The sequence below is a fragment of the Nonomuraea sp. NPDC050451 genome (genome assembly GCF_044458585.1).
The window spans coordinates 659,901-679,758 of record NZ_JBITHZ010000002.1 but is presented as its reverse complement, the minus strand read 5'-3'; the positions used below and the strand labels follow the sequence as shown (position 1 = coordinate 679,758).

Genomic DNA, 19,858 nt, shown 5'->3' with positions numbered 1-19,858 from the left:
GCCCCACGATGAAAAAGGGCTCACTGGGCTAGTGGTGTCCAGCCCACGCTGCCATCATTCCCCTATGCGTCAACAGCACCGCTGGCGTGTCAGTCGTGGTTGGCTTATACGATTGCTGATCGGTATCGCGGCGGTGTTCGTGCTGGCGATGGCCATTTTCGTCGCGCCGTCATATTTCGCGCCCAGTAACGCTTTCAACAACGCCGCGGACGCGGTCCGTGCCCAGCATGAGGCACGAGGGCTCCTCCTCCAGGGGTTGGCTGGGCTGGCGGTGTTCCTGGGGGCGTACGTCACTTGGCGTCAGTTCCACGTGAGCCGCGAGCAGCTCCAGCTGAACCTTCGCGCGACGGCCGAACAGCTTCAAACGGCCAGAGACCAGCTCGTCATCGCGCAACAAGGTCAGATCACCGAGCGGTTCACTCGGGCCGTCGACCAGCTCGGCAGCAGCCAGCTCGTCATCCGCATGGGCGGCATTCATGCACTGGCGCGCATCGCCAAGGATTCACCGGCAGACGTTGAAACCATCGCCGAGATCTTCTGCTCCTACGTCCGGCAGCACGCACAGGCGTCCGAGGATGATGTAACGCCAGGCGTGGCTGACGCTGAGGCGGCGATGCCGCTTCTGGTCACCAGAGCCGCTGACGTTCAGGCGGTGCTCACGGTCCTGGGACGAGGACTGATCCGGCCCGACGAGCAGGAGCGCCTGCGATTGTTCGGCACCGACCTGCGGAGGGCGAATCTCTCCAGAGCCCACCTTGTCGATGCTGATCTCGAGGGAACGCGGCTGGGCGGCGCCTGGATGCCGGAAGCCCGCTTGGATGACGCCGACCTAAGTCGCGCCGACTTGCGGGAGGCGAATCTCGCCGGAGCCAGTCTCAAGGGCGCCGAGTTGACGGACGCGATCTTATGCGGTGCGCATGTGGAAGGCGCGTCTCTGCGAGATGCCATCCTGACTGGCGCACGGCTCGACGGCGTCGTGGCCAACGAGGCAACCATTTGGCCCGAAGGATTCGAGCCGCAAGAGGCGGGCGTCATCGTGAAGGCAGGCCATTCCTCCGTGTGGTGGAGACCCGATCTCTGACGTGTCCATCGAAGGAAGGGGAGGTCCCGGTGAGATAACCGCTTCCGCGCCTCAGTGACGAACTGAGTGACATCGGGAACCCATTCTCCCGCCCGCCAGTGCGCAGCGCGGCAGACCAACCAGCCCATCGACCTCGGCAAAGACCACGGTCACGTCCATGGACGTGGTTCCGCTGGAGGAAGCTCGGGACAGGGGATCGGCACCGTGCCGCCGTGAAGACGAGCGATGTGGGTCTCAAGCAACCGAACGGCCAGTCCGTGACCGTAATGGAAGGCGAAGAGCTGCGGGACGTCCCCGTCAGGGCCCGGACGTTCGGGATCGGCGCCATAGGCCAAAAGCACGGCGGTACATGCAGCGTTCAGTGACTGCCCGGTCTGGGCTGCTCCATCAGCTTCAACGTCGATCGCATGCAAGAGCAAGGTCATGTTGGACCACACCTCGTTTGGATCGGTGCCGGCGTCGAGTAACCGGGTCAGCTCCGCCAGGTTGCCGGGGCAGAACCGCGCCTCCTCGCAAGGCACATCGCATTGCGAGACGATGTCAGGCAACGGCAAGACCATAGCGTTTCTGCAGGTCACGATCATGCCGAATCAAAGCCCGGCCCGCAGGCCGACTCGTCACTTTCAGCGCCGGGTATGGCGGGCATGGGCGCGAGGGAAAAATGTGTGGCGAGTCATGAGTACCTGGCGTTATTTTCTCCGTGGGTGCGGAGGACGTGCCCTTTCTGCGGCTTTTTACTCAGCAGATCGGAGGTGCGGAGCGGAATGGCTTGTCGCCTCCACGCGCTCTGCTTCGACGCGCACGACCCGCTCCGTCTGGCGCACTTCTGGGTCGGAGTTCTGGACTGGAAGATGGCCGACGACCCCGAGGACGGCATCGCGCTCCTGCCGAGCGATGACACCGGGTTCCGGATCCGATTCCTTCCGTCCCAGGCGCAGAAGATCGGCCAGAACCAGATGCACTTCGATCTGACGAGCACGTCCCTCGAGGATCAGGAGCAGACGGTGGCGAGGGCGCTCGGGCTCGGTGCCCGGCACATCGACATCGGTCAGCGTCCGGAGGAGGGTCATGTGGTGCTCGCGGACCCCGAAGGCAACGAGTTCTGCGTGATCGAGCCGGGCAACAACTTCCTCGCCGAGTGCGGATTCGTGGGAGCGCTCGCGTCCGACGGTTCGCAGCAGGTCGGATACTTCTGGAGCGAAGCGCTGGGCTGGCCGTTGGTCTGGGACCAGAACGAGGAGACCGCGATCCGCTCGCCGCACGGCGGCCCGAAGATCACGTGGGGCGGGCCGCCGCTGGATCCGAAGACCGGGAAGTACCGGCTGCATTTCGACCTCGCTCCGCCCGCCGACGGTGATCAGCAGGCGGAGGTCGAGCGTCTCATCTCCCTCGGGGCGACGCGCGTCGACATCGGTCAGGGCGAGGTCAGCTGGGTGGTCATGGCCGATCCCGATGGCCATGAGTTCTGTGTTCTGACCCCGCGATAGCGCTCATTCACGCGTCCTCCTCGCGGCCGCTGACCAGGCACGAGCCTTCGTGAGGCCGGGTGTGGCGCACGTCACACCCGGCTCATGTCACGTATCGGCGAGCAGCTTGCATCTCGTGGTCGTCAGCGTGAGGAGAAAGGCGCAAAGATGACCAAAAACCGTGAAGCGGGCACGCATCGGGTTCTGATCCTGGGGGCGGGGTACGCGGGCATGGCCGCGGCCATCCAGCTCGCGGCTCGGGGCAAGGGGCGCGAGAACGTACAGGTGACCCTGGTGAACTCGCAGGAGCGGTTCACCGAGCGGCTGCGGCTGCACATGTCGGCGACCGGGCAGCGGGTCGCCGAGCTGAGCATCCCGGAGCTGCTGGAGGGCACGGGCGCGCGGTTCGTGCGGGGCTGGGTGACGGCTGTGGACGCGGACGCGAAGCTCGTACGGATCGACGACGACCGGGTGCTGCACTACGACACGCTGGTGTACGGGCTGGGCAGCGTGGCCGACACGGCGGCGGTGCCGGGCGTCGAGGACCACGCGTACACCCTCAACAGCGCGCAGGACGCCGAGCTGCTGGCCGACCGGCTGGCTCGGCTGGGCCGTGGCACGGTCGTGGTCGGCGGCAGCGGGCTGACCGGCGTCGAGTCGGCCGCGGAGATCGCCGAGCAGTACCCGGAGCTGGACGTCGTGCTGCTGGGCCGGCAGGAGCCCGGCGCGGCCATGAGCCCCAAGCCGAGGGCGTACCTGCAGGCCGCGCTCGCGCGCCTGGGCGTACGGGTGCTCAGCGGGGTCGAGGTGATGAAGGTGCTGCCGGACGCGGTGGAGCTGGCGGGCGGGGAGCTCGTCGCCGCCGACGCCGTGCTGTGGACGAGCGGTACGCGGGTGTCGCCGCTGGCGGCCGCGGCCGGTCTGACCGTCGACGAGCGCGGCCGTGTCGTCACCGACGCCGCGCTGCGGTCGGTGTCGCACCCGGACGTGTACGCCGTGGGCGACGCGGCCGCGATCCGGCAGGGCTACGGCGTCATGCACGGCACCTGCCAGGGCGGCATGCCGACCGGTGTGCACGCCGCGGTGTCGATCATCCGCACGCTGGACGGCAAGCGGCCAAAGCCGTTCCGCTTCGGCTACTACCACACGCCGGTGAGCCTGGGGCGGCACGACGGGGTCGTCCAGTTCACCCACCCTGACGACAGCCCCCGACGGGTGTATCTGACCGGCCGGATGGCGGCACGGTATAAGGAGACGGTGACTGCTTCGCCCTGGCCGACCTACGGCCGCATGAAGAAGATGCCGGCCTCAGGCGCGTTCTGGCCCCGTGGCGGCCGTTTCACCCGGGTCCGGGGTGCGCGGTGACGCAGCCGTACTCCGAGCGCGACCAGCAGGTCTTCAACCAGCATCGCAACCTGCTGTTCTCCGTGGCCTACCGCATCCTCGGCACCGTGGCGGACGCCGAGGACGCGGTCCAGGACGCGTGGATCAAATGGTCGGCCGCCGACCGTTCGCAGGTGGCCGACCCCAAGGCCTATCTGGCGCGGATCGTGTCGAACCTGGCGCTGCAGCGGCTGCGCTCCACGCAGCACCAGCGCGAGACCTATGTCGGGCCGTGGCTGCCGGAGCCCATCCTCACCGGCGGCGACACCGCCGACGACGTCACGAACGCCGAGTCGGTATCGACGGCCATGCTGGTGGTGCTGGAAACCCTGAGCCCGCTCGAGCGCGCGGTCTTCGTGCTGAAGGAGGTCTTCGACTTCAGCCATGCCGAGATCGCGGAGGCGGTGGAGCGCTCCGAGACCGCGGTGCGCCAGGCCGCGCACCGCGCTCGCGAGCACGTACGTGCCCGGCGGCCGCGCTTCACCGCGGACCGGTCGCGGCAGCGCGACGTCACCGAGCGCTTCCTCGCCGCCGCGACCGGGGGCGACATCAACACCCTCATGGAACTGCTGTCCCCGGACGTCACCCTGTGGACCGACGGCGGCGGCAAGGTCCGCCAGGCCCTGCGTCCGGTCGTGGGCGCCCAGACAGTGGCCGCCTGGTTTGGCGCCATCGGCGAGGTCACCTACCAGGGCGTCGAGCCCGCCGACATGAACGCCGCACTGGTCGAGATCAACGGCGGCCCGGGCGTGGTGTTCAGCGGCCCGGACCGGGTGATCGCCACTGTCACGTTCGACTTCGATGCCGAGGGCCGCATCACCACCATCCACAACATCGCCAACCCGGACAAACTCCAGGCCATCGCCGACGGGACCACCCGCGACGTCCGTACCCCCTGAGACCGCGCGCGCAGGCGTCAGCGGCTGAGGAGCTCGCTGAAGATCTCCACCAGCTCGGGCCGGTCGAAGGGGCCGACGTGGGGCGCCGCGACGCTTCGCACGTCGGTCGGATTGTCCGGTGTGAGGCGGTCGGCCTCCTTGATGAACCGGTCCTGCAGCGCCGGCGGGATCAGCCGGTCAAGGGTGAAACGTACGTAGGTACGGGGAATGCGGCCCCACGTGTGCGCCTGGCCCCGGGCTTCGGCCATGGGAATGCCGGCGGTCTCGTCCGGTTCGAGCAGGTTGAGCAGCCGGCTCACGGCCTCGTCGGTGAAGTCGCCGGCCAGGGCCTCCCTGACGCCGCGGAACACCGCCGGGTCGGCCGAGCGCCAGTTGAGCCGGGTCACCCCCAGAACCGCGGGGTCGGCGACCAGCGCCTGGGTCACCTGGGGGAGCAGGCTGTCGCTGTTCTCCGGCGTGGAGAGGTAGGCGGCCAGGTTCGGCAGGTCCACGCAGCAGTACGCGGCGACGTAGACGACCCGGTCGAGCAGCTCGGGGACGGCGTTGCCGACCGTGCTCACGGTGACGCCGCCCTGGCTGGCGCCGGCCAGGATCACGGGCCCGAGGCGGCGGGCGCGGCGTACCACGTCCACGACGCGTTCGACGTAGTCGTCGATGGTGATCTTGGCGAGCGGCGACGGCTCGGTCGCCAGCGCCTGGAGATCCTGCGGGGCCTGATACGCGCGGGGGTAGAACGCTTCGTCGCCGTGCCCCGGAAGGTCGACCATCAGGGCGCGGTGCCCGCGCAGGGTGAGTTCGCGGATCAGCCCCGTGCCCAAGGTCGAGGAGGAGTTGGTGCCGTGGACGAACACCAGGGTCGGCGCGCGCTCAGCTTCATGGTTGGTCATCGTCGTTGTCTTCCTTGTTCGTCGGGTTTGGGCAGGCGGTCAAGGGCGCGGCCGGCGCCACATCGGCCACAGGAGCGGGCTGTCCGCCACGCGTACCGGTTCGCCGAGATCCTCGAATCCGTGCCGCAGGTAGAGGGCGCGGCTCCGGGGCGAGCTCGCCTCCAGGTACGCGGCGAGCCCGTCGGCGTCGGCTCGCTCCAGCCGGTGCCGCAGCATCGCCGAGCCGAGTCCGGCGCCCTGCCGCCCGCCGACCACTCCCATGCACGCGAGGTAGAGGTGCGGTTCGTGGTCGGGGTGCCGTTGGGTCAGCGCCTCGCCCACGGCCTGCAGCCGCGCGCCGCTCTCGCCGAAGACCGCCTTCTGGTCCGCCTCGGGCGCGCCCGGAGGCTCCTCGTGGGACGCCGGACCCAGCCACACCGAGGCGCCTTCGCCACGGCCGATCAGGTACGCCTCGGCGGTGGGCCGGGCGAGCAGGGAGCGGTAGAAGTGCGACTGGAGCCGACCTCGTTCGCTCACCTCGGGGAAGAGCCAGCAGGCGAGGGGATCGTTCATGAACGCCTCGGTGAGGACGTCCAACACCGCCTGCTCGTCCACCTGCCGCACGGATGCGTACGGCGTATCAACTGTCATGCGTACAGAGTATTGAGATAGCGGTCTATACGGCGGGTTTGGGGCAAAGAAGTGAACTAGTACTGTATGAAGTGAACTAGTACAGTATCGATGGATCGGAGGCTCCCCATGCAGCGGACGGATCCGCCCTATCAGCGGATCGTCGCGGAGATCCGTGCCCGGATCCTGAGCGGCGACCTGCGGTCCGGCGATCGGATGCCGTCCATCCGGCAGATCGCCCAGCGATGGGGTGTCGCGCTCGCCACCGCGACCAAAGTGATGGCGGCGCTGCGCGACGAGGGGCTGGTCGAGACGAGGGTCGGCTCCGGTGCGGTGGTCAGCGCGAGCGTGACCCGCAAGCAGCCGGCCGCGCCGTCGAGACCGCGGCAGGCCGGCGTCCCCAGACAGGCGCTCAACCGCGAGCAGGTGCTCCGCACCGCCATCAGGATCGCCGACGTCGAGGGACTCGACGCGGTGTCCATGCGGCGGCTCGCGGCCGAGCTCGGCGCCGGTCCGATGTCGCTGTACCGGCACGTGGAGCACAAGGACGAGCTGGTGACGCAGATGGTCGACGAGGTCTTCGGCGAACCGGAGCTCCCTGTGCCCGGGCCGGACGGGTGGCGGGCCAAGCTCGAACTGATCTCCCGGCGGCAATGGGAGCTGGTCCGGCGGCACCTCTGGCTGCCCAGGGCCGTCTCGTTCACGCGCCCGTTGCTCGTGCCCAACATGATGGCCCACACCGAATGGACCCTGCGCGCGCTCGACGGGCTCGGCCTGCCCATGGAGATACGCATTCGAGAGGCGCTCGCGCTGCACGGGCTGGTCATCACCGTTGCCCTGTCGATGGCGGACGAGATCGAGGCGGAGCAGGAGACCGGTGTGTCCCTCGACCGGTGGTGGCTCGCACAACGGAACCGCGCCGACGAACTCCTCAACAGCGGACGATTTCCGCTGTTGGCCACGATTCCCGAGGAGACGGTGTCGGACCTGGACGGGCTGTTCGAGTACAGCCTCGCGCGCCATCTCGACGGCTTCGCCGCCCTGGTCGAGGATCAGCAGGCCCTGCCATGAGCCCCGATCATGCCCTCGCCAGGCTTCGGCGCTGCGTGGTGCCGTTTCCGCCGGGGCGGGCTTGGCGGGGATGCGCTTTCCCAGGACGGTCGGGGTGTCGTGGAGGGTCATCGTGGCGACGGCCACCGCCAGGCCGTGCCGGCGAAGCCCGTCAGTTCGCGGTCTCGCGCGGCAACGAGTGCGGCCCTCGCCGGGTGAGGTCCGCTGGAGGGGCGTTCTGGTGCCGGTCTGTGCCGGGAGGACGTTAGCGGACTGTGGTCCGGGCCGCTGGAGGGCTGGGGTCGAGGCCGGTCAGGGCGGAGCCGGCGGTCCACACGCGTGCCGCGAGCTCGGTGTCGGCCAGGTGACCGCGTACGGGTTCGAGGGTGGGCAGGCCGCGGATCCCGAAGACCCGGGGTCCCCATAGCTGGCCGCCACGTACGGACGGGTCGAGGACGGCCCGGACGGCGGGCCAGGCGGCGGCTTCCTTGCCCTGGAGGAGGAGGCCGGCGGGCAGGCCGCGCAGCCGTTCGCCGGTGGTGGGGAGGTGGACCGGAGGGCGGGCGGGCGTGAGGGAGTCGAGCGCGCCGCCGGGGTGGGTGACCACGCTCAGCGTCGTACTGCCGGCGGCGCGCAGGCGGCGGTCGAGTTCGAAACCGAAGAGCATCTGGGCGAGCTTGGATCGCGCGTAGGTGCGTTTGGGCCGGTAGTCGCGCGTGCTCTGAAGGTCGTCGAGGTCCAGGCTCTCGGACTTGGCGGTGAAGCTGCCGGTGGTGACGACGCGGCCCGCGGGCGTGGCCGTGAGCAGGGGTAGGAGCCAGTGGATCAGCGCGAAGTGCCCCAGGTGGTTGGTGGCGAACATCAGCTCGTGGCCGTCCCCGGTGACCTGTCGTTGCGGCTGGTTGAGCAGCACTCCGGCGTTGCAGACGACCGCGTCCAGCCTCTCCAGCCGCAGGGCGTCCACGGAGGCTTTGAGCGAGGAGAGGTCGGCGAGGTCCAGGCGGATGTGACGTACGCGGGCACCGGGGACGCGGGTGCGGATCGAGGCCTGGGCGGCTTCGGCCTTGGCGGTGTCGCGGCTGCCGATGATGACGGTGGCGCCGGTGCCGGCGAGTTGCTCGGCGACGAAGTATCCGATGCCCGCGTTGCCGCCGGTGACGAGGAAGTGCTTGTCCTCGGCGCGCGGCAGGCGTCGTACGTCCCACGGGATGACCATGTGCGGCTCCTTGTCTCGATAATCCTGAACTGACTCTGAAACTATAGTCATTATGGATTCGTAGGCGTTCCAGGTTTCGCTACGATGGGGACATGGAGATGGGGCGCCGGGAGCGCAAGAAGGCACAGACGCGCCGGGCGTTGTCGGACGCCGCCTTGCGGCTGTTCTCCGAGCACGGGTACGACGGCGTCACCGTCGCGCAGATCGCCGACGAGGCGGACGTCTCGATCGCCACGCTGTTCGCTCATGTGCCGGACGGGAAGGAAGCGCTGATCTTCGACGACGGCGCGGAACGGCACGTCTGGCTGGCCGCCGCGGTCCGCGACCGGCCCACCGGTCAGTCCGTACTGGAAGCCCTGCGTCGCTGCCTGGCGGGCCGGGGGCCCTTCACCGACGATCTCCCGCCCGAACTGCGGGCCAAGCGCGACCTGATCGTCAGCACGCCCGCCCTGCGGGAGTACTCACGCAAGCTATGGATAGCCGGCGAGGGTCCTCTGGCCGAGGCGATCGCCGCCGAGAGCGGCCGCAACCCCTCCGACATGACCGTCCGCGCGCTCGCCCGCTATGTCCTGGAGATCCCCGAGCTTGCGGGTGCGGAGCCCGACCCCCTGGCCGCGATGAACGCCATCTTCGAACTGCTCGAATCCGGCTGGCAGGAGTCGCGCGAGTACGCCTGACCGGCTCACCCGGCCCTGGGTGAGCTCCCGGCGACGACGCCGCTCTCGGCGCCGCCCCTACAGTGCGGCGCATCCCCCCCATCGCGGCCCGGCCGACTCGGCTCGGCCCAGGTCGTCGTCACCGCTCAGCCCTGCCGTCTCCCTGGCCGTCTCCCCTGCCGTCTCCCTGGCCGTCTCCCCGGCCGCGTGAACGCGGCCGCCACCCACGTACTCGCCCGTTGGCCGTCGCCGCGCGGTGGGCGCTTGACCCGGGGGCGGTTCCCCATTGGGCACAGACGAAACTCAACCCACAGTCGTACAAGTGATCCAAAAAATCGGACTCAGGGCGCATTGGAGCAGGTCCAGCCCTCGCGATAACGTCCATCGCATGAAGCATTCCCTCCACCAGCGCGCAGTCGTGGCCGACACACACAACGACCTGCTCATGGCCGTCTCCGCGCGGCCGTCTCAGCAGTGGGCCTCGTTCTTCCGGGAGAGATGGCTGCCCCAGCTCGTCGAGGGCGGGGTCGATCTGCAGGTCCTGCCGGTCTTCATCGACGACCAATATCGGCCGGAGGGCGCGCTGAGGCAGACGTTGCGCATGATCGAGTGCGCGCACGTGCTGGCCGAGGGAAACCCCGACCATGTCCGGATATGTCTGAACGCGGCCGACATCGACCGCACGCTCGACGAAGGCAAGATCGCTCTGGTGATCGCGCTGGAGAGCATGCCGGGCATCGACGCCGACCTCGAGCTGATCTCGACCGTCCACCGTCTTGGCGTACGGGTGGCGTCCATCGCCCACTTCGGGCGCACGCCGCTGGCCGACGGCAGCGGTGAGGACGCCACGGGCAGCGGCCTGACCTCCCACGGCGTCGCGGCGCTGGAGGAGATGGAGCGGCTCGGCATCGTCTTCGACGTCTCCCACCTGGGCGCCTCCGGCGTGGCGCACGTCCTGGAGCTGGCCACCAGACCGGTCCTGGCCACCCACTCCTCGGCCAGGGCGCTGCGCGACCACCACCGCAACCTCACCGACGACCAGCTCCGCGCGGTGGCTGCCACGGGCGGCGTGATCTGCGTCAACTTCTTCGCCCCCTTCCTCGCCGAGCGCGAGGAGGACATGACCCTCGACCGCCTGCTCGACCACATCGAGCACATCGTGTCCGTCGCCGGGATCGACCATGTCGGGCTCGGCCCCGACTTCATCCGCGAGGTCATGGACGACCTGACGCCGCCGTGCTGCGAGGGTCTCAACACGAGGGGCGTCAACCCGAAGTCGGCCATCCCGGGGTTGGAGGGTCCCTCGGGCCTGCCCATGGTCACCGAGGGCCTGCTCGCCCGCGGCCTCCCGGAGAAGGACGTCATGAAGATCATCGGCGGCAACGTGCACCGCTTCCTGGGCGAGCAACTGGCATGATCGGCGGCATGCGCTCGTGGTCCGGTCAGCGGCAGTGCGCATCGACTTCGGGCAAACAGCTGAGATCGGTCAACGTCGGCGTGCACGGGTTCGCGGTAAGTACCTAGGTCGGTTGGCGGCAGCGTGCATCGACTTCGGCCGAACAGTTGAGTCGGTCAATGTCGGCGTGCACCGCTTTCCGGCCGAACAGCTGAGTCGGTCAACGTTGGAGTGCACCGCTTTCCGGCCGGATAGCTCGGCCGGTTGACGCCGGCGTACTACCGCCTTCCGGCAAATAGCTGGGTCGGTTGGCGGCAGCGTGTGCCGCTTTGCGGGTAAGTAGCAGGTGGAGTGGGTGGCGGCGGGTGCCGTCTCCTGGGTGAGCGATTGATGGCGTTGGCGGCAAGGTGCGCTGGTTCCTGGGCGGGGAACTGGTTCGGTCGGCGGCAGCGATGACGCTGCTTGGGCGAGTAATCGGTGGAGCAGGCGGCGGCGTGCGCCGTCTCTTAGGCGAGCGACTGATGGCGTTGGCGGCAGCGTGCGCTGGTTCCGGGGTGGGAGCCGGTTCGGTGGTCGGCGGCAGCATGCACCGCTTTCTGAGATCTGAGTGAGCGGGTGGTGGGTCGCCGGCATGTGCATCACCCCCTTCATCAACCCCTTCTCGAACGGCGATCGGGCCGGTGCGAGGCGACGGCTGCGGAGAGGAAAACGGTATGAAGCGCGAGCTCTACGGAGGGATGGCATGATCGAGGATCTCGAAGAGCTGGTGTTGTGCGAGTCCTTCACCCATGACCTGGAGGCCGTTGCCCGCAGCGCGAAAGTCGTGGCGGCGATGGGGGCCCGCTACCTGGGCGCGCAGCCCGAGTTCCTCGTGATCGACGGCGTCACGCACCTGCGCTGGACGTTCGGCACCCCCAAGGTGTTCCTGCTGTGTCACCACGACACCGTCTGGCCGATGGGCACCCTCGCCACCCACCCTTGGTCCGTGGTGGACGGCGTGGCAAGGGGGCCCGGGGTGTTCGACATGAAGGCGGGGCTGGTCCAGACGTTCCACGCGCTGGCCGGGCTCGGCTCGCTCGACGGCATCACCCTGCTGATCAACGGTGACGAGGAGTGCGGCTCGCGTACCTCGGCCGAGCTGATCAAAGAGACCGCCCGCGGGCTGGTCGCCGCGTTCGTCATGGAGGCGAGCGCCGACGGCGGCGCGCTGAAGACGTCCCGCAAGGGTACCGCCCTCTACACCGTCAACGTCCGCGGCCGGGCCGCACACGCCGGGCTCGAGCCCGAGAAGGGGCTGAACGCCGCGATCGAGCTGGCTCACCAGATCCTGGCCATCGCCGCCATGGGCGCCGGGGCCACCACCGTCACGCCGACGGTTCTGTCGGGCGGCACGGCACGCAACACCGTCCCCGCCGCGGCCTCGGTCTCGGTGGACGTGCGAGTGGCCGAGATGTCGGAGCAGGATCGGGTGGACGCCGCTTTCCACGCGCTACGGCCGGTCCTGCCCGGCACCCGCCTGGAGGTCCTCGGCGGCCCCAACCGGCCTCCTCTTGAGAGCGCGATGTCGGCCTCGCTGTACGCGCTGGCGCAGGAGCTGGCAGCGGACCTGGGAGTGGGGCCGCTGACCTCGGCCTCGGTGGGCGGCGCCTCGGACGGCAACTTCACGGCGGGAGTCGGCTGCCCGACCCTCGACGGGCTGGGCGCGGTGGGCGGCGGGGCGCACGCGGACGACGAGCACGTCATCGTCGCCGAGATGCCCCGGCGCACCGCCCTCCTCCGCGCCCTGATCGAAGCCGTCCGCCGTGGGACGTGAGCGGGCTCCTCAGTGAGCATCGGTACGTGTGTGGGGCCGTCACAGCGGCCAGGTGAGGATGTCCCCCTTGATGCTTGCGCGAGTGGGCATCCGCGTGTGCGGAGTCGTCACGGTGGCCGAGGGAGGGCGTCTGTCTCCCCGGCAGGCGTGTGTGGAGCCGTCACGGTGGCCGAGGGAGGACGTCTGTCTCCCCGGCAGGCGTGTGCGGAGCCGTCACGGTGGCCGAGGGAGGGCGTCTGTCTCCCCGGCAGGCGTGTGCGGAGCCGTCACGGTGACCGAGGGAGGCCGTCCGTCTCCCCGGCATGCGCGTGGGCGGCGCCCGGCTCAGCGGCCGCCGGGCGGGTCTGCTCGTGAGTCGCCGTCGGCCCAGGTGGGGCGGGAGGTCCTCGTCATCTGCGGCTCGCGGTCTTGGAGAGGGTCTTGGTGACGAGTTCGGCGACGTGCTCGACCGCCTTCACCCCGGCCCCCATCGATCGGTGCCGGTGAGAGATGACGGCGATCAGGTACGTGTGCCCGTGGCGGTCGCGTACCCGGCCGATGCTGTTGACCGTCCACCGGCCCCCGTCGCGCGGTCGTGGCAGCCAGCCGTTCTTGAGGGCCACGTCCTCGCGTCCGGCCGCGCTGACGCCCCACGACTGCTCCGGCGCCACGTCGCTCATCAAGCCGAGCACGTACCGGCGGTTCTCGGCGGAGAGGGGACTCTTGGGGGAGGTGAGCGCGGTCAGGAGGCGGATCTGGTCGGCGGCGCTGGTCGTGGTCGCGCCCCACGCTCCTCCAGGGCCGGGGGTCGTGTTGCGCAGGCCGAGTTTCCTGTGGGCGGCGGCCAGCCCCGGCGCGCCGCCGATCGCGGACCACAGCGTGGACGCGGCGGCGTTGTCGCTGACCTTGACGGCCCGCGCCGCCGCACGCCGCTCCCAGCCGGCGAGGGCACGGTGCCGGCGCTGGGCCTTGAGCAGCAGCGCGACCACGAGGTCGACCTTGACGATGCTTGCGGTGGCCGTTCTGAGGCGGCGGTTGTAGGTGTAGGACAGGCCGGTGGAGAGCTCGCGTACCGACACCGAGAGCTGACCCGGGAGGCCGTCCAGGTAGCGGTCCAAGGAACGGGTCAGCGCCTTCTCGTACGAACGCCGCGCGGGCGGTGGCGGTGAGGCCACGGCGACCGGGCGGGGGACGAGCGGGGCAGGGGTAGGGGCAGGGGCGGGGGCTGGGCTGCATGAGGTGAGCAGGGATGACAGGAGGACGGACGCCGGCAGGGTTCGCTGGAGCGGTCTCGTCCTCCCGGGCTGGGACGGCACGACGGCCTACGTGGGGGAGAAAAGCGACAAAGAGCGCGAAGCCATGGCAGGCAGCATTGCGGCGCAGCTGTTTCTCCGGTGTTAGCCAAGGTGAAAAGGGTTCAGCTCGGTGCGCCCTTGCCGGCCGGGTCCAGCGGCTGCTGCTTGCAGGTGATGCCGCGCTGCGGGGGCTGAGCGTTGATCAGATACTGCTCGACCGGCTGGCGGATGCACTGCTCGGTGTTGGACAGGTAGGCGGTGTGTCCGTCGCCGTCGTAGGTGAGCAGGACGCCGGACGTGAGCTGGTCCGCCAGACTTTGAGCCCACTTGTACGGGGTCGCAGGGTCGCGGGTGGTGCCGATCACCAGGATCGGAGGGGCTCCGGCCGCGGTCGCGGCCCTGGGCTGCCGAGTGGGCCTGACCGGCCAGTAGGCGCACGGCAGCCACGGCCATACGATGAACGAGCCGAAGTGCGGCGCGACCTTCCCGGCCCGGTCGGCCAGGTTCTCGACGGCCGCGAGATCGGGAGGAAACGGCTTGTCGACGCAGTTGACGGCCTTCAGCGCCCCGGTCGAGTCGACCGCCTCCTGCTCGTCACCGAGCTTGAACAGGCCGGTGCCGTCACCGTCGTCGATCGCCTGGGTCAGGGCCCGCCGTAGCTCGGGCCAGGCGTTCCGGCTGTAGAGGGCCATGTAGATCCCCTGTGTCACCACGTCGTCGTCCACCGGGCTGTGGTCGCCTGCCCGGTTCTTCAGGGGTTTGCGGGCGGCCCGTTCCTGCAGGTCGGAGATCTTGTCGACCGCCTTGTCCACGCTCCCGGCGCCCAGAGGACAGCCGGCGATCTTGACGCAGTAGGCGGCGAAGGCGCGCAGCGCGGTCTCGAAGCCTTGGGCGTGACCAAGGAGGAACTCCTCGCCCGTCAGTTTCGGATCGGACGCGCCGTCCAGGACCAGGGCCCGCACGTTCCGGGGGAACTGGTCGGCGTAGAAGGCGCCCAGGTACGTGCCGTACGAGAAGCCGATGTAGGTCAGCCGCTTGTCGCCGAGCGCCGCCCGCAGCACGTCCATGTCGCGGGCGGCGTTGACCGTTCCGACGTACGGCAGGTTGGCGCCGGACCTGGCCTGGCAGGCCGCCACGAACGCCCGCCAGAACATGACCACGGCGTTGATCTGGGAGCGAGCGGCGGGCGGGTCGGCGAAGAGGCGCTGCTCGGCCTGCCGGGAGTCGAAGCAGCGCACCGGTTCGCTCTTTCCGACGCCTCGGGGGTCGAACCCGACGAGGTCGAAGCGATCCCGTAGTGCCGCGCCGAACGCCTGGCTGGAGGTACGGAGGAAGGAGACGCCGGACGCGCCGGGTCCTCCCGGGTTGGTCACCAGTGAGCCGATGCGCCGGGATCCGTCTTTCGCGGGCAGCCGGATGACGGAGATCTTCAACTGGCGACCCCCGGGACGGGCGTAGTCCCGTGGCACCTTCAACGTGGCGCACTGGAAGCCGTCCCTGCAGTCAGACCACGACAGCTTCTGCTGATAAAACGGCTCAAGGCCGACCGGCGGCCCGATCACCGTCATCGTCGTGCTCTGCGTGCCGCCGCACGCGACCGCGAACACTCCCGTTGCTGCGGCCACCGCTGCTGTCCGAAGTGCCGTCCCCACCCATTCCCCCTGTTTTGGGCGAATCATCACTCTGTGTGAGGCTACGTACCCATTCGGTCATTGCATTACCCGAGTGAGGGGCGGAGGCATCGGCACCTCACTCCATTGCCCACGATGGTGAAACATGCTGGCAACGGCGGATTCAGCGGCCTCGTTGACCGGGCTCGAACCGGCGTCCACCTGGAAGAAGAGCCAGGCGTTCTACCACTGAACTACGGCGTGGCCGCGTCCAGTCTGCTCGAGGCCGACCGGCTGACGCCACCCTTTTATGCGGGGTGATCCTTTACGGGCAGGTCGCTGATCACGACTCCGGATCCGAGCCCGTGCAGAGCGTCGGTGGCCAGTTCGTCTTTCACGTGCTTGCCGCTGAACACGCCAGCACGGCGCAGCAGCTGCGCCCACACCGGATCGGCGACGGTGACGCCGTGCACCAGCTCCGGCGTTGGCCGGAACACCGCCGCGGCGCGGGGCGGCGCGGGCGCCGTCCAGCCGGACGAGGCCGGATCGAGACCGGCGCGGCGGCAGGCCGACTCGACATCGACGCGCGTGCAGCTGGCGCTGCCGTCGAGGACCTCCCACGGCGGCGGTAGCGCCGCCCACACCTTGGTGTTGGGATCGACGTCGCCGCCGTCGGCGCGGTGCCAGGCGGCCAGGTCGGCGGCCATGAGCCGCATCACTTTGCCGGGACACGCCGCATCCAGCAGCCGCAGAGCGTTCAGCGCGGCCAGGCAGGCAAGCCAGCCCGCCCGGGCCGCGTTGTAGGCGACTGCCAGGTTGTTCCAGGTGGTCGAGTCATGGCCGCGCCGTACGATCATCGTCCCGCGGTCGGTGTCCGGCCTCCAGCGCTCGCGCAGCATGGCCGCGCTGTGCCGCAGGACCGACGACCAGCGGCCGAGCAGCAGGCCCCGATCCTCCTCGCTCAGATGCTCCAGGACGTCCGCGCTGGTGCGCACCTGGGCTATCAGCCACCAGTCGGAGTGGCTCGTACACCGATCCAGCAGGAGCGAAGCGATCTCGTCGAACGGGTTGTCCCGCCCGGTCAGGCTGAACTCCCTGCGCAGCTTGCGGCGCGCGGTGTAGTACGCCACGAAGCAGGCGGCGTCGATGTCCGTGGCGAACCGCTCAAACGGCACCTCGGCCGCGAATCCGGTGACCCCGACCATGAGCAGGCGCCGCTTGTCCTGTTCGACGGCGAGCGTCCCGGCCTTGGCCGAGAGCCTGCGCAGCATCCGGAACCGCCGGTTGTACTGTCGCTTGGACAGGTCCATCCCGGCCGTGTCACGGGCCTGACGGTTGAGCCGGTCGGCGAGGAAGTCGGTACGGGCCGGAGTCCATCGGATCGAGCGGCCGACATTCGCCGCGTACTCCAGTAGCGACTCCGGATCGTCCGGATCCACCTCCGCCGACTGCCCGAACAACCGGGTGGTCGCCGCCACCTGCCGTGCCCCGCCCACCGGGCGGGCGTAGTCGGTCGACATGGACGAGAACCAGGCCGCGCCCCGTGAGGAATGCTTGGCCGCGCGTTCCAGCACCACGCGTTCGCGCCGGGTCAGCCGTCCCTCCAGCGCCTGCAGCACCAGGTCGGCGACGTCTTCCGGGCGGTAACGGCGATCCAGCGAACCGTGCAGCTCGGCCATGATCTCCCGACGGGACCCTGACCGCCGGTTGCGGTTTCTCATGGCCGCCATCATGACGACGTCGGCCGCTGGGATCGACTGGTTTACCTGAAGCGATCTTGGGCTACCGGATCACGCGGTACCTCAGGTGGGTGATGAGGGCGCTGTCCGAGGCGTCGCCGAGCGGTTCAAGGAGGCGGTCTGACAACCGCTGGCCCTGCCGAAGATCACAGGGACGACGCGCCCGCGCCACCCGCGATGGCGACGTCGCCGGCCGCCTCGCGGGCCTGGGCCGGGCCGACTCATGAACGTTACTTCATGACGATCAAGGAGTATCTGCGCTGCGCGGCTTTGGGAGATGTGGTGAGGGGCGGAGGTGACACCCCGCTGTCTCGCTACCATCGGCGGGCCCGCTTAGGGGCCATGGCTTGACAGTGGGCACCTCCGCCCCTCCGGCCCCTGGGAGTCAGGACCGGTGTCGCGAGGAGCGCCATGGGCATGTGGAGAACCTCGCCGGCTCCCGCGACACTAATCCGCCCCAGGCGCCGCGTCTGCGCAGGATTACTCAGAACGGTTCACACGCTCATCGTCCGCTCGGCGGCGGGGCGCAGCGGCGGCACCATGTGGACCCTGGCCGAGCCGATGTCGAAGAACAGCCCCACCAGCTCCAGCTTCCCGGCGCGCACCTGCTCGTCGACCTTCCGGTACGTGCGCAGGTTCTCCAGCTGCTGCTGCACGTTGACCCGGCAGAGCACGTCCAGAGCGCCGCTGTGCAGCCGGTCGCCCTCGGTCTCGATGAACCTGGCCAGGCTGTGGTTTCCGTGCCGCAGCCACCTCCTCAGCCCCGGCAGGCTGCCTGCCTGCACCCCGCCGCTCAGCACCCCCGCCATGGCGCCGCACCCGGAGTGCCCGCACACCGTGATCGTGTGTACGCCGAGGACCTGCGTGGCGTACTCGATCGCGGCCACCATCGAGTCGTCGTGCGGTTCGGAGCCCCGGCGCGGCACCAGGTTGCCGATGTTGCGCACCGTGAACAGGTCTCCGGGGCCGCTGGCGGTGATGAGGCTGGGCACGATGCGGGAGTCGGCGCACGTGATGAACAGGTGCGACGGCTGCTGCTTGCGGGCCAGCTCGGTGAAGATGGGCCGGACCAGCGGCGCCGTACGCCGGTGGTACTCGCGCGCCCCCGCCGTCAGCAGGCACTCCGCCTCGGCGACGTCGGGAGCCGAGGGGCGGACCGGACGACGGCGGTGCGACCACGGCAGCCACCAGCGATCCGGCACCTTGGGCGGCGACTTCACGGGGAACATGCGCGCGCCGCTGGCCGCCAGCGTGTACCACTCGTCGTGCAGCTCGTCGATGTCGACCGTGCCGCCCATGCGCTCGTGGTCCAGCCGCCAGGAGTGGATGGCCTCGAAGGCGGCGTTGTCCATGAAGTCGATGTTCAGGTCGAGGTCCACGGAGGTGGCCGGAGGGATCGTCCGCAGTTCGTGCGTGAGCCTGGGCACCCCCAGGAACGTCAGCGAACCGGAGACCGTCACGTGCAGCCGCCCGTCGCCGCCGTCGTGCTTCAGGACCGTGACCCAGGTCAGGCGGCGCAGCGCGAGCAGCGCGGCCAGGATCAGCCCTATCACGACGCCCTCGGCGAGCCCGAGCACGATCACGGTGAGCATCGTCACGACGTAGACGGGCACCTCGCCGTGGCCGTGCACCTTCCGGATGTGACCCAGGTTCACCATCTGCACGCCGATGAACACCAGCAACCCCGCCAGCGCCTCCAGCGGGATCAGCTTGATCGTCCAGCCGAACCCGATCGCGAACACCAGCACCCACGCCCCGTGCAGGATCGCCGACCAGCAAGTACGCGCGCCCGCCTGCACGTTCGCGGTGCTGCGCACGATCACGCCCGCCACCGGCAGGCCGCCGAGGGCGCCGGTGACCATGTTCGCGACGCCCTGGCCGGTCAGCTCCTGGTCGAGGTCGGCGCGGCGGCCGCCGTGCATCCCGTCCACCGCCACGCAGCACAGCAGCGACTCGCACCCGGCCAGCAGCGCCACCAGCAGCACCGCGCCCGCGATCATGTGCCAGTCGCCGTGCGGCAGGACGGGGAAGGCCCACTCGGTGACGCTGCGGGACAGGTCCACGCGCGTGACGTCCCAGTCGAAAACCCACGCCGTCACCGCCGCCGCGAGCAGCGCCACCAGCGGCGCGGGCACGGCCTTGACCCGCTTGGGCAGCCGCGTCCACACCGCCAGGACGGTGATCGTGAGCAGCCCGACGGCGACCTTGTGCCCGTGCAGGTTCGCGATCTGGCCGGGCAGCTCGATCAGGTTGGCCACGGCCGAACGCTGCGAACTGCCGCCCAGCACCACGTGGAGCTGGGCAAGGGCGATGATCACGCCGACGGCCGCCAGCATGCCGTGGATGACCGCCGGCGACACCGCGAGTGCCGCCCTGGCCGCTTTGAACACGCCCAGCAGGAGCTGCACGGCGCCCGCCAGCAGAGTGATCATGCAGGTGGCGCGCCATCCGTACGTCTGTACGAGATCCACGACCACCAGCGACAACCCGGCGGCGGGCCCGCTGACCTGTACGGCGGACCCGCCGAGCGCGCCCGCCACGATCCCGCCGACCACGGCGGCGATCAGACCGGCGGCCAGCGGCGCGCCGGAGGCCATCGCGATGCCCAGGGACAGGGGCACCGCGACGAGGAAAACCACGAGCGAGGCTGGCACGTCATGCCGGAGGGTGCTCAGCCAGCTACTCTTCGTGTCGGGGATCATGGAGCAAACCCTATTGCTCCGTCGACCCTGCTTTAAGGGTGTCTCACGCTGGTTTTACCCATTAATGGGCGCGTGCG

16 protein-coding genes and 1 tRNA gene are annotated in these 19,858 nt (G+C 69.5%); 8 read left to right on the top strand and 9 right to left on the bottom strand.

The features are described 5' to 3' along the window. Nucleotides 1-64 precede the first annotated feature (64 nt). Nucleotides 65-1,081: a pentapeptide repeat-containing protein gene (locus ACIBI9_RS09170; protein WP_397221417.1), complete on the top strand. Its 1,017-nt coding sequence runs from the start codon at nt 65-67 to the stop codon at nt 1,079-1,081. Nucleotides 1,082-1,230: 149 nt separating this feature from the next. Here ACIBI9_RS09170 and ACIBI9_RS09165 read toward each other — a convergent pair whose 3' ends face one another. After that, on the bottom strand, nt 1,231-1,629 hold the full coding sequence (locus ACIBI9_RS09165; protein WP_397221416.1) for a hypothetical protein: 399 nt from the start codon (nt 1,627-1,629) through the stop codon (nt 1,231-1,233). A 216-nt stretch (nt 1,630-1,845) separates the two neighbouring features. On the opposite strand from ACIBI9_RS09165, the gene ACIBI9_RS09160 reads away from it, so the two are divergent. The 3 genes from ACIBI9_RS09160 to ACIBI9_RS09150 all read left to right on the top strand — a co-directional run bounded on the left by ACIBI9_RS09160 (nt 1,846) and on the right by ACIBI9_RS09150 (nt 4,829). Further along, entirely contained in the window at nt 1,846-2,568 is a 723-nt protein-coding gene (locus tag ACIBI9_RS09160) for a VOC family protein (RefSeq protein ID WP_397221833.1), read from the top strand. Nucleotides 2,569-2,715: 147 nt separating this feature from the next. Continuing rightward, complete coding sequence (locus ACIBI9_RS09155) at nt 2,716-3,912, top strand: NAD(P)/FAD-dependent oxidoreductase (RefSeq protein ID WP_397221415.1); 1,197 nt, start codon at nt 2,716-2,718, stop codon at nt 3,910-3,912. Beyond that, a complete protein-coding gene (locus ACIBI9_RS09150; protein WP_397221414.1) occupies nt 3,909-4,829 on the top strand; it encodes an RNA polymerase sigma-70 factor in 921 nt (306 codons plus the stop codon). Before ACIBI9_RS09155 ends, ACIBI9_RS09150 begins: the two co-directional genes overlap by 4 nt. A gap of 17 nt (nt 4,830-4,846) precedes the next feature. On the opposite strand, the gene ACIBI9_RS09145 is transcribed toward ACIBI9_RS09150, so the two are convergent. Together ACIBI9_RS09145 and ACIBI9_RS09140 are read right to left on the bottom strand one after the other, a co-directional pair. Next, a complete protein-coding gene (locus ACIBI9_RS09145) occupies nt 4,847-5,716 on the bottom strand; it encodes an alpha/beta fold hydrolase (RefSeq protein WP_397221413.1) in 870 nt (289 codons plus the stop codon). A 39-nt stretch (nt 5,717-5,755) separates the two neighbouring features. Further along, complete coding sequence (locus tag ACIBI9_RS09140; protein WP_397221412.1) at nt 5,756-6,346, bottom strand: GNAT family N-acetyltransferase; 591 nt, start codon at nt 6,344-6,346, stop codon at nt 5,756-5,758. 108 nt (nt 6,347-6,454) lie between these two features. Here ACIBI9_RS09140 and ACIBI9_RS09135 point away from each other — a divergent pair, with 108 nt between their 5' ends. Then, the gene (locus ACIBI9_RS09135; protein ID WP_397221411.1) at nt 6,455-7,396 is read left to right on the top strand and encodes a TetR/AcrR family transcriptional regulator C-terminal domain-containing protein; all 942 of its coding nucleotides are present in this window, start codon (nt 6,455-6,457) and stop codon (nt 7,394-7,396) included. A gap of 244 nt (nt 7,397-7,640) precedes the next feature. On the opposite strand, the gene ACIBI9_RS09130 is transcribed toward ACIBI9_RS09135, so the two are convergent. Next, entirely contained in the window at nt 7,641-8,591 is a 951-nt protein-coding gene (locus ACIBI9_RS09130) for an SDR family NAD(P)-dependent oxidoreductase (protein WP_397221410.1), read from the bottom strand. Between the two features lie 92 nt (nt 8,592-8,683). On the opposite strand from ACIBI9_RS09130, the gene ACIBI9_RS09125 reads away from it, so the two are divergent. From ACIBI9_RS09125 to ACIBI9_RS09115, 3 genes are all read left to right on the top strand, one after another. Continuing rightward, nucleotides 8,684-9,268: a TetR/AcrR family transcriptional regulator gene (locus ACIBI9_RS09125; RefSeq protein WP_397221409.1), complete on the top strand. Its 585-nt coding sequence runs from the start codon at nt 8,684-8,686 to the stop codon at nt 9,266-9,268. 367 nt (nt 9,269-9,635) lie between these two features. Next, nucleotides 9,636-10,664 (top strand): dipeptidase, encoded by a 1,029-nt coding sequence (locus ACIBI9_RS09120; protein ID WP_397221408.1) that lies wholly within the window; start codon nt 9,636-9,638, stop codon nt 10,662-10,664. A 721-nt stretch (nt 10,665-11,385) separates the two neighbouring features. Then, nucleotides 11,386-12,456: a M20 family metallopeptidase gene (locus tag ACIBI9_RS09115; RefSeq protein ID WP_397221407.1), complete on the top strand. Its 1,071-nt coding sequence runs from the start codon at nt 11,386-11,388 to the stop codon at nt 12,454-12,456. 389 nt (nt 12,457-12,845) lie between these two features. On the opposite strand, the gene ACIBI9_RS09110 is transcribed toward ACIBI9_RS09115, so the two are convergent. The 5 genes from ACIBI9_RS09110 to ACIBI9_RS09090 all read right to left on the bottom strand — a co-directional run bounded on the left by ACIBI9_RS09110 (nt 12,846) and on the right by ACIBI9_RS09090 (nt 19,781). Continuing rightward, the gene (locus tag ACIBI9_RS09110; RefSeq protein ID WP_397221406.1) at nt 12,846-13,610 is read right to left on the bottom strand and encodes a serine hydrolase; all 765 of its coding nucleotides are present in this window, start codon (nt 13,608-13,610) and stop codon (nt 12,846-12,848) included. Nucleotides 13,611-13,852: 242 nt separating this feature from the next. After that, nucleotides 13,853-15,355 (bottom strand): alpha/beta hydrolase, encoded by a 1,503-nt coding sequence (locus tag ACIBI9_RS09105; RefSeq protein WP_397221405.1) that lies wholly within the window; start codon nt 15,353-15,355, stop codon nt 13,853-13,855. Nucleotides 15,356-15,528: 173 nt separating this feature from the next. Continuing rightward, nucleotides 15,529-15,607, bottom strand: a tRNA-OTHER gene (locus ACIBI9_RS09100). Nucleotides 15,608-15,648: 41 nt separating this feature from the next. Beyond that, the gene (locus tag ACIBI9_RS09095) at nt 15,649-17,061 is read right to left on the bottom strand and encodes a hypothetical protein (protein ID WP_397221404.1); all 1,413 of its coding nucleotides are present in this window, start codon (nt 17,059-17,061) and stop codon (nt 15,649-15,651) included. A 512-nt stretch (nt 17,062-17,573) separates the two neighbouring features. Then, a complete protein-coding gene (locus tag ACIBI9_RS09090; RefSeq protein WP_397221403.1) occupies nt 17,574-19,781 on the bottom strand; it encodes a SulP family inorganic anion transporter in 2,208 nt (735 codons plus the stop codon). Between the last annotated feature and the right edge of the window lie 77 nt (nt 19,782-19,858).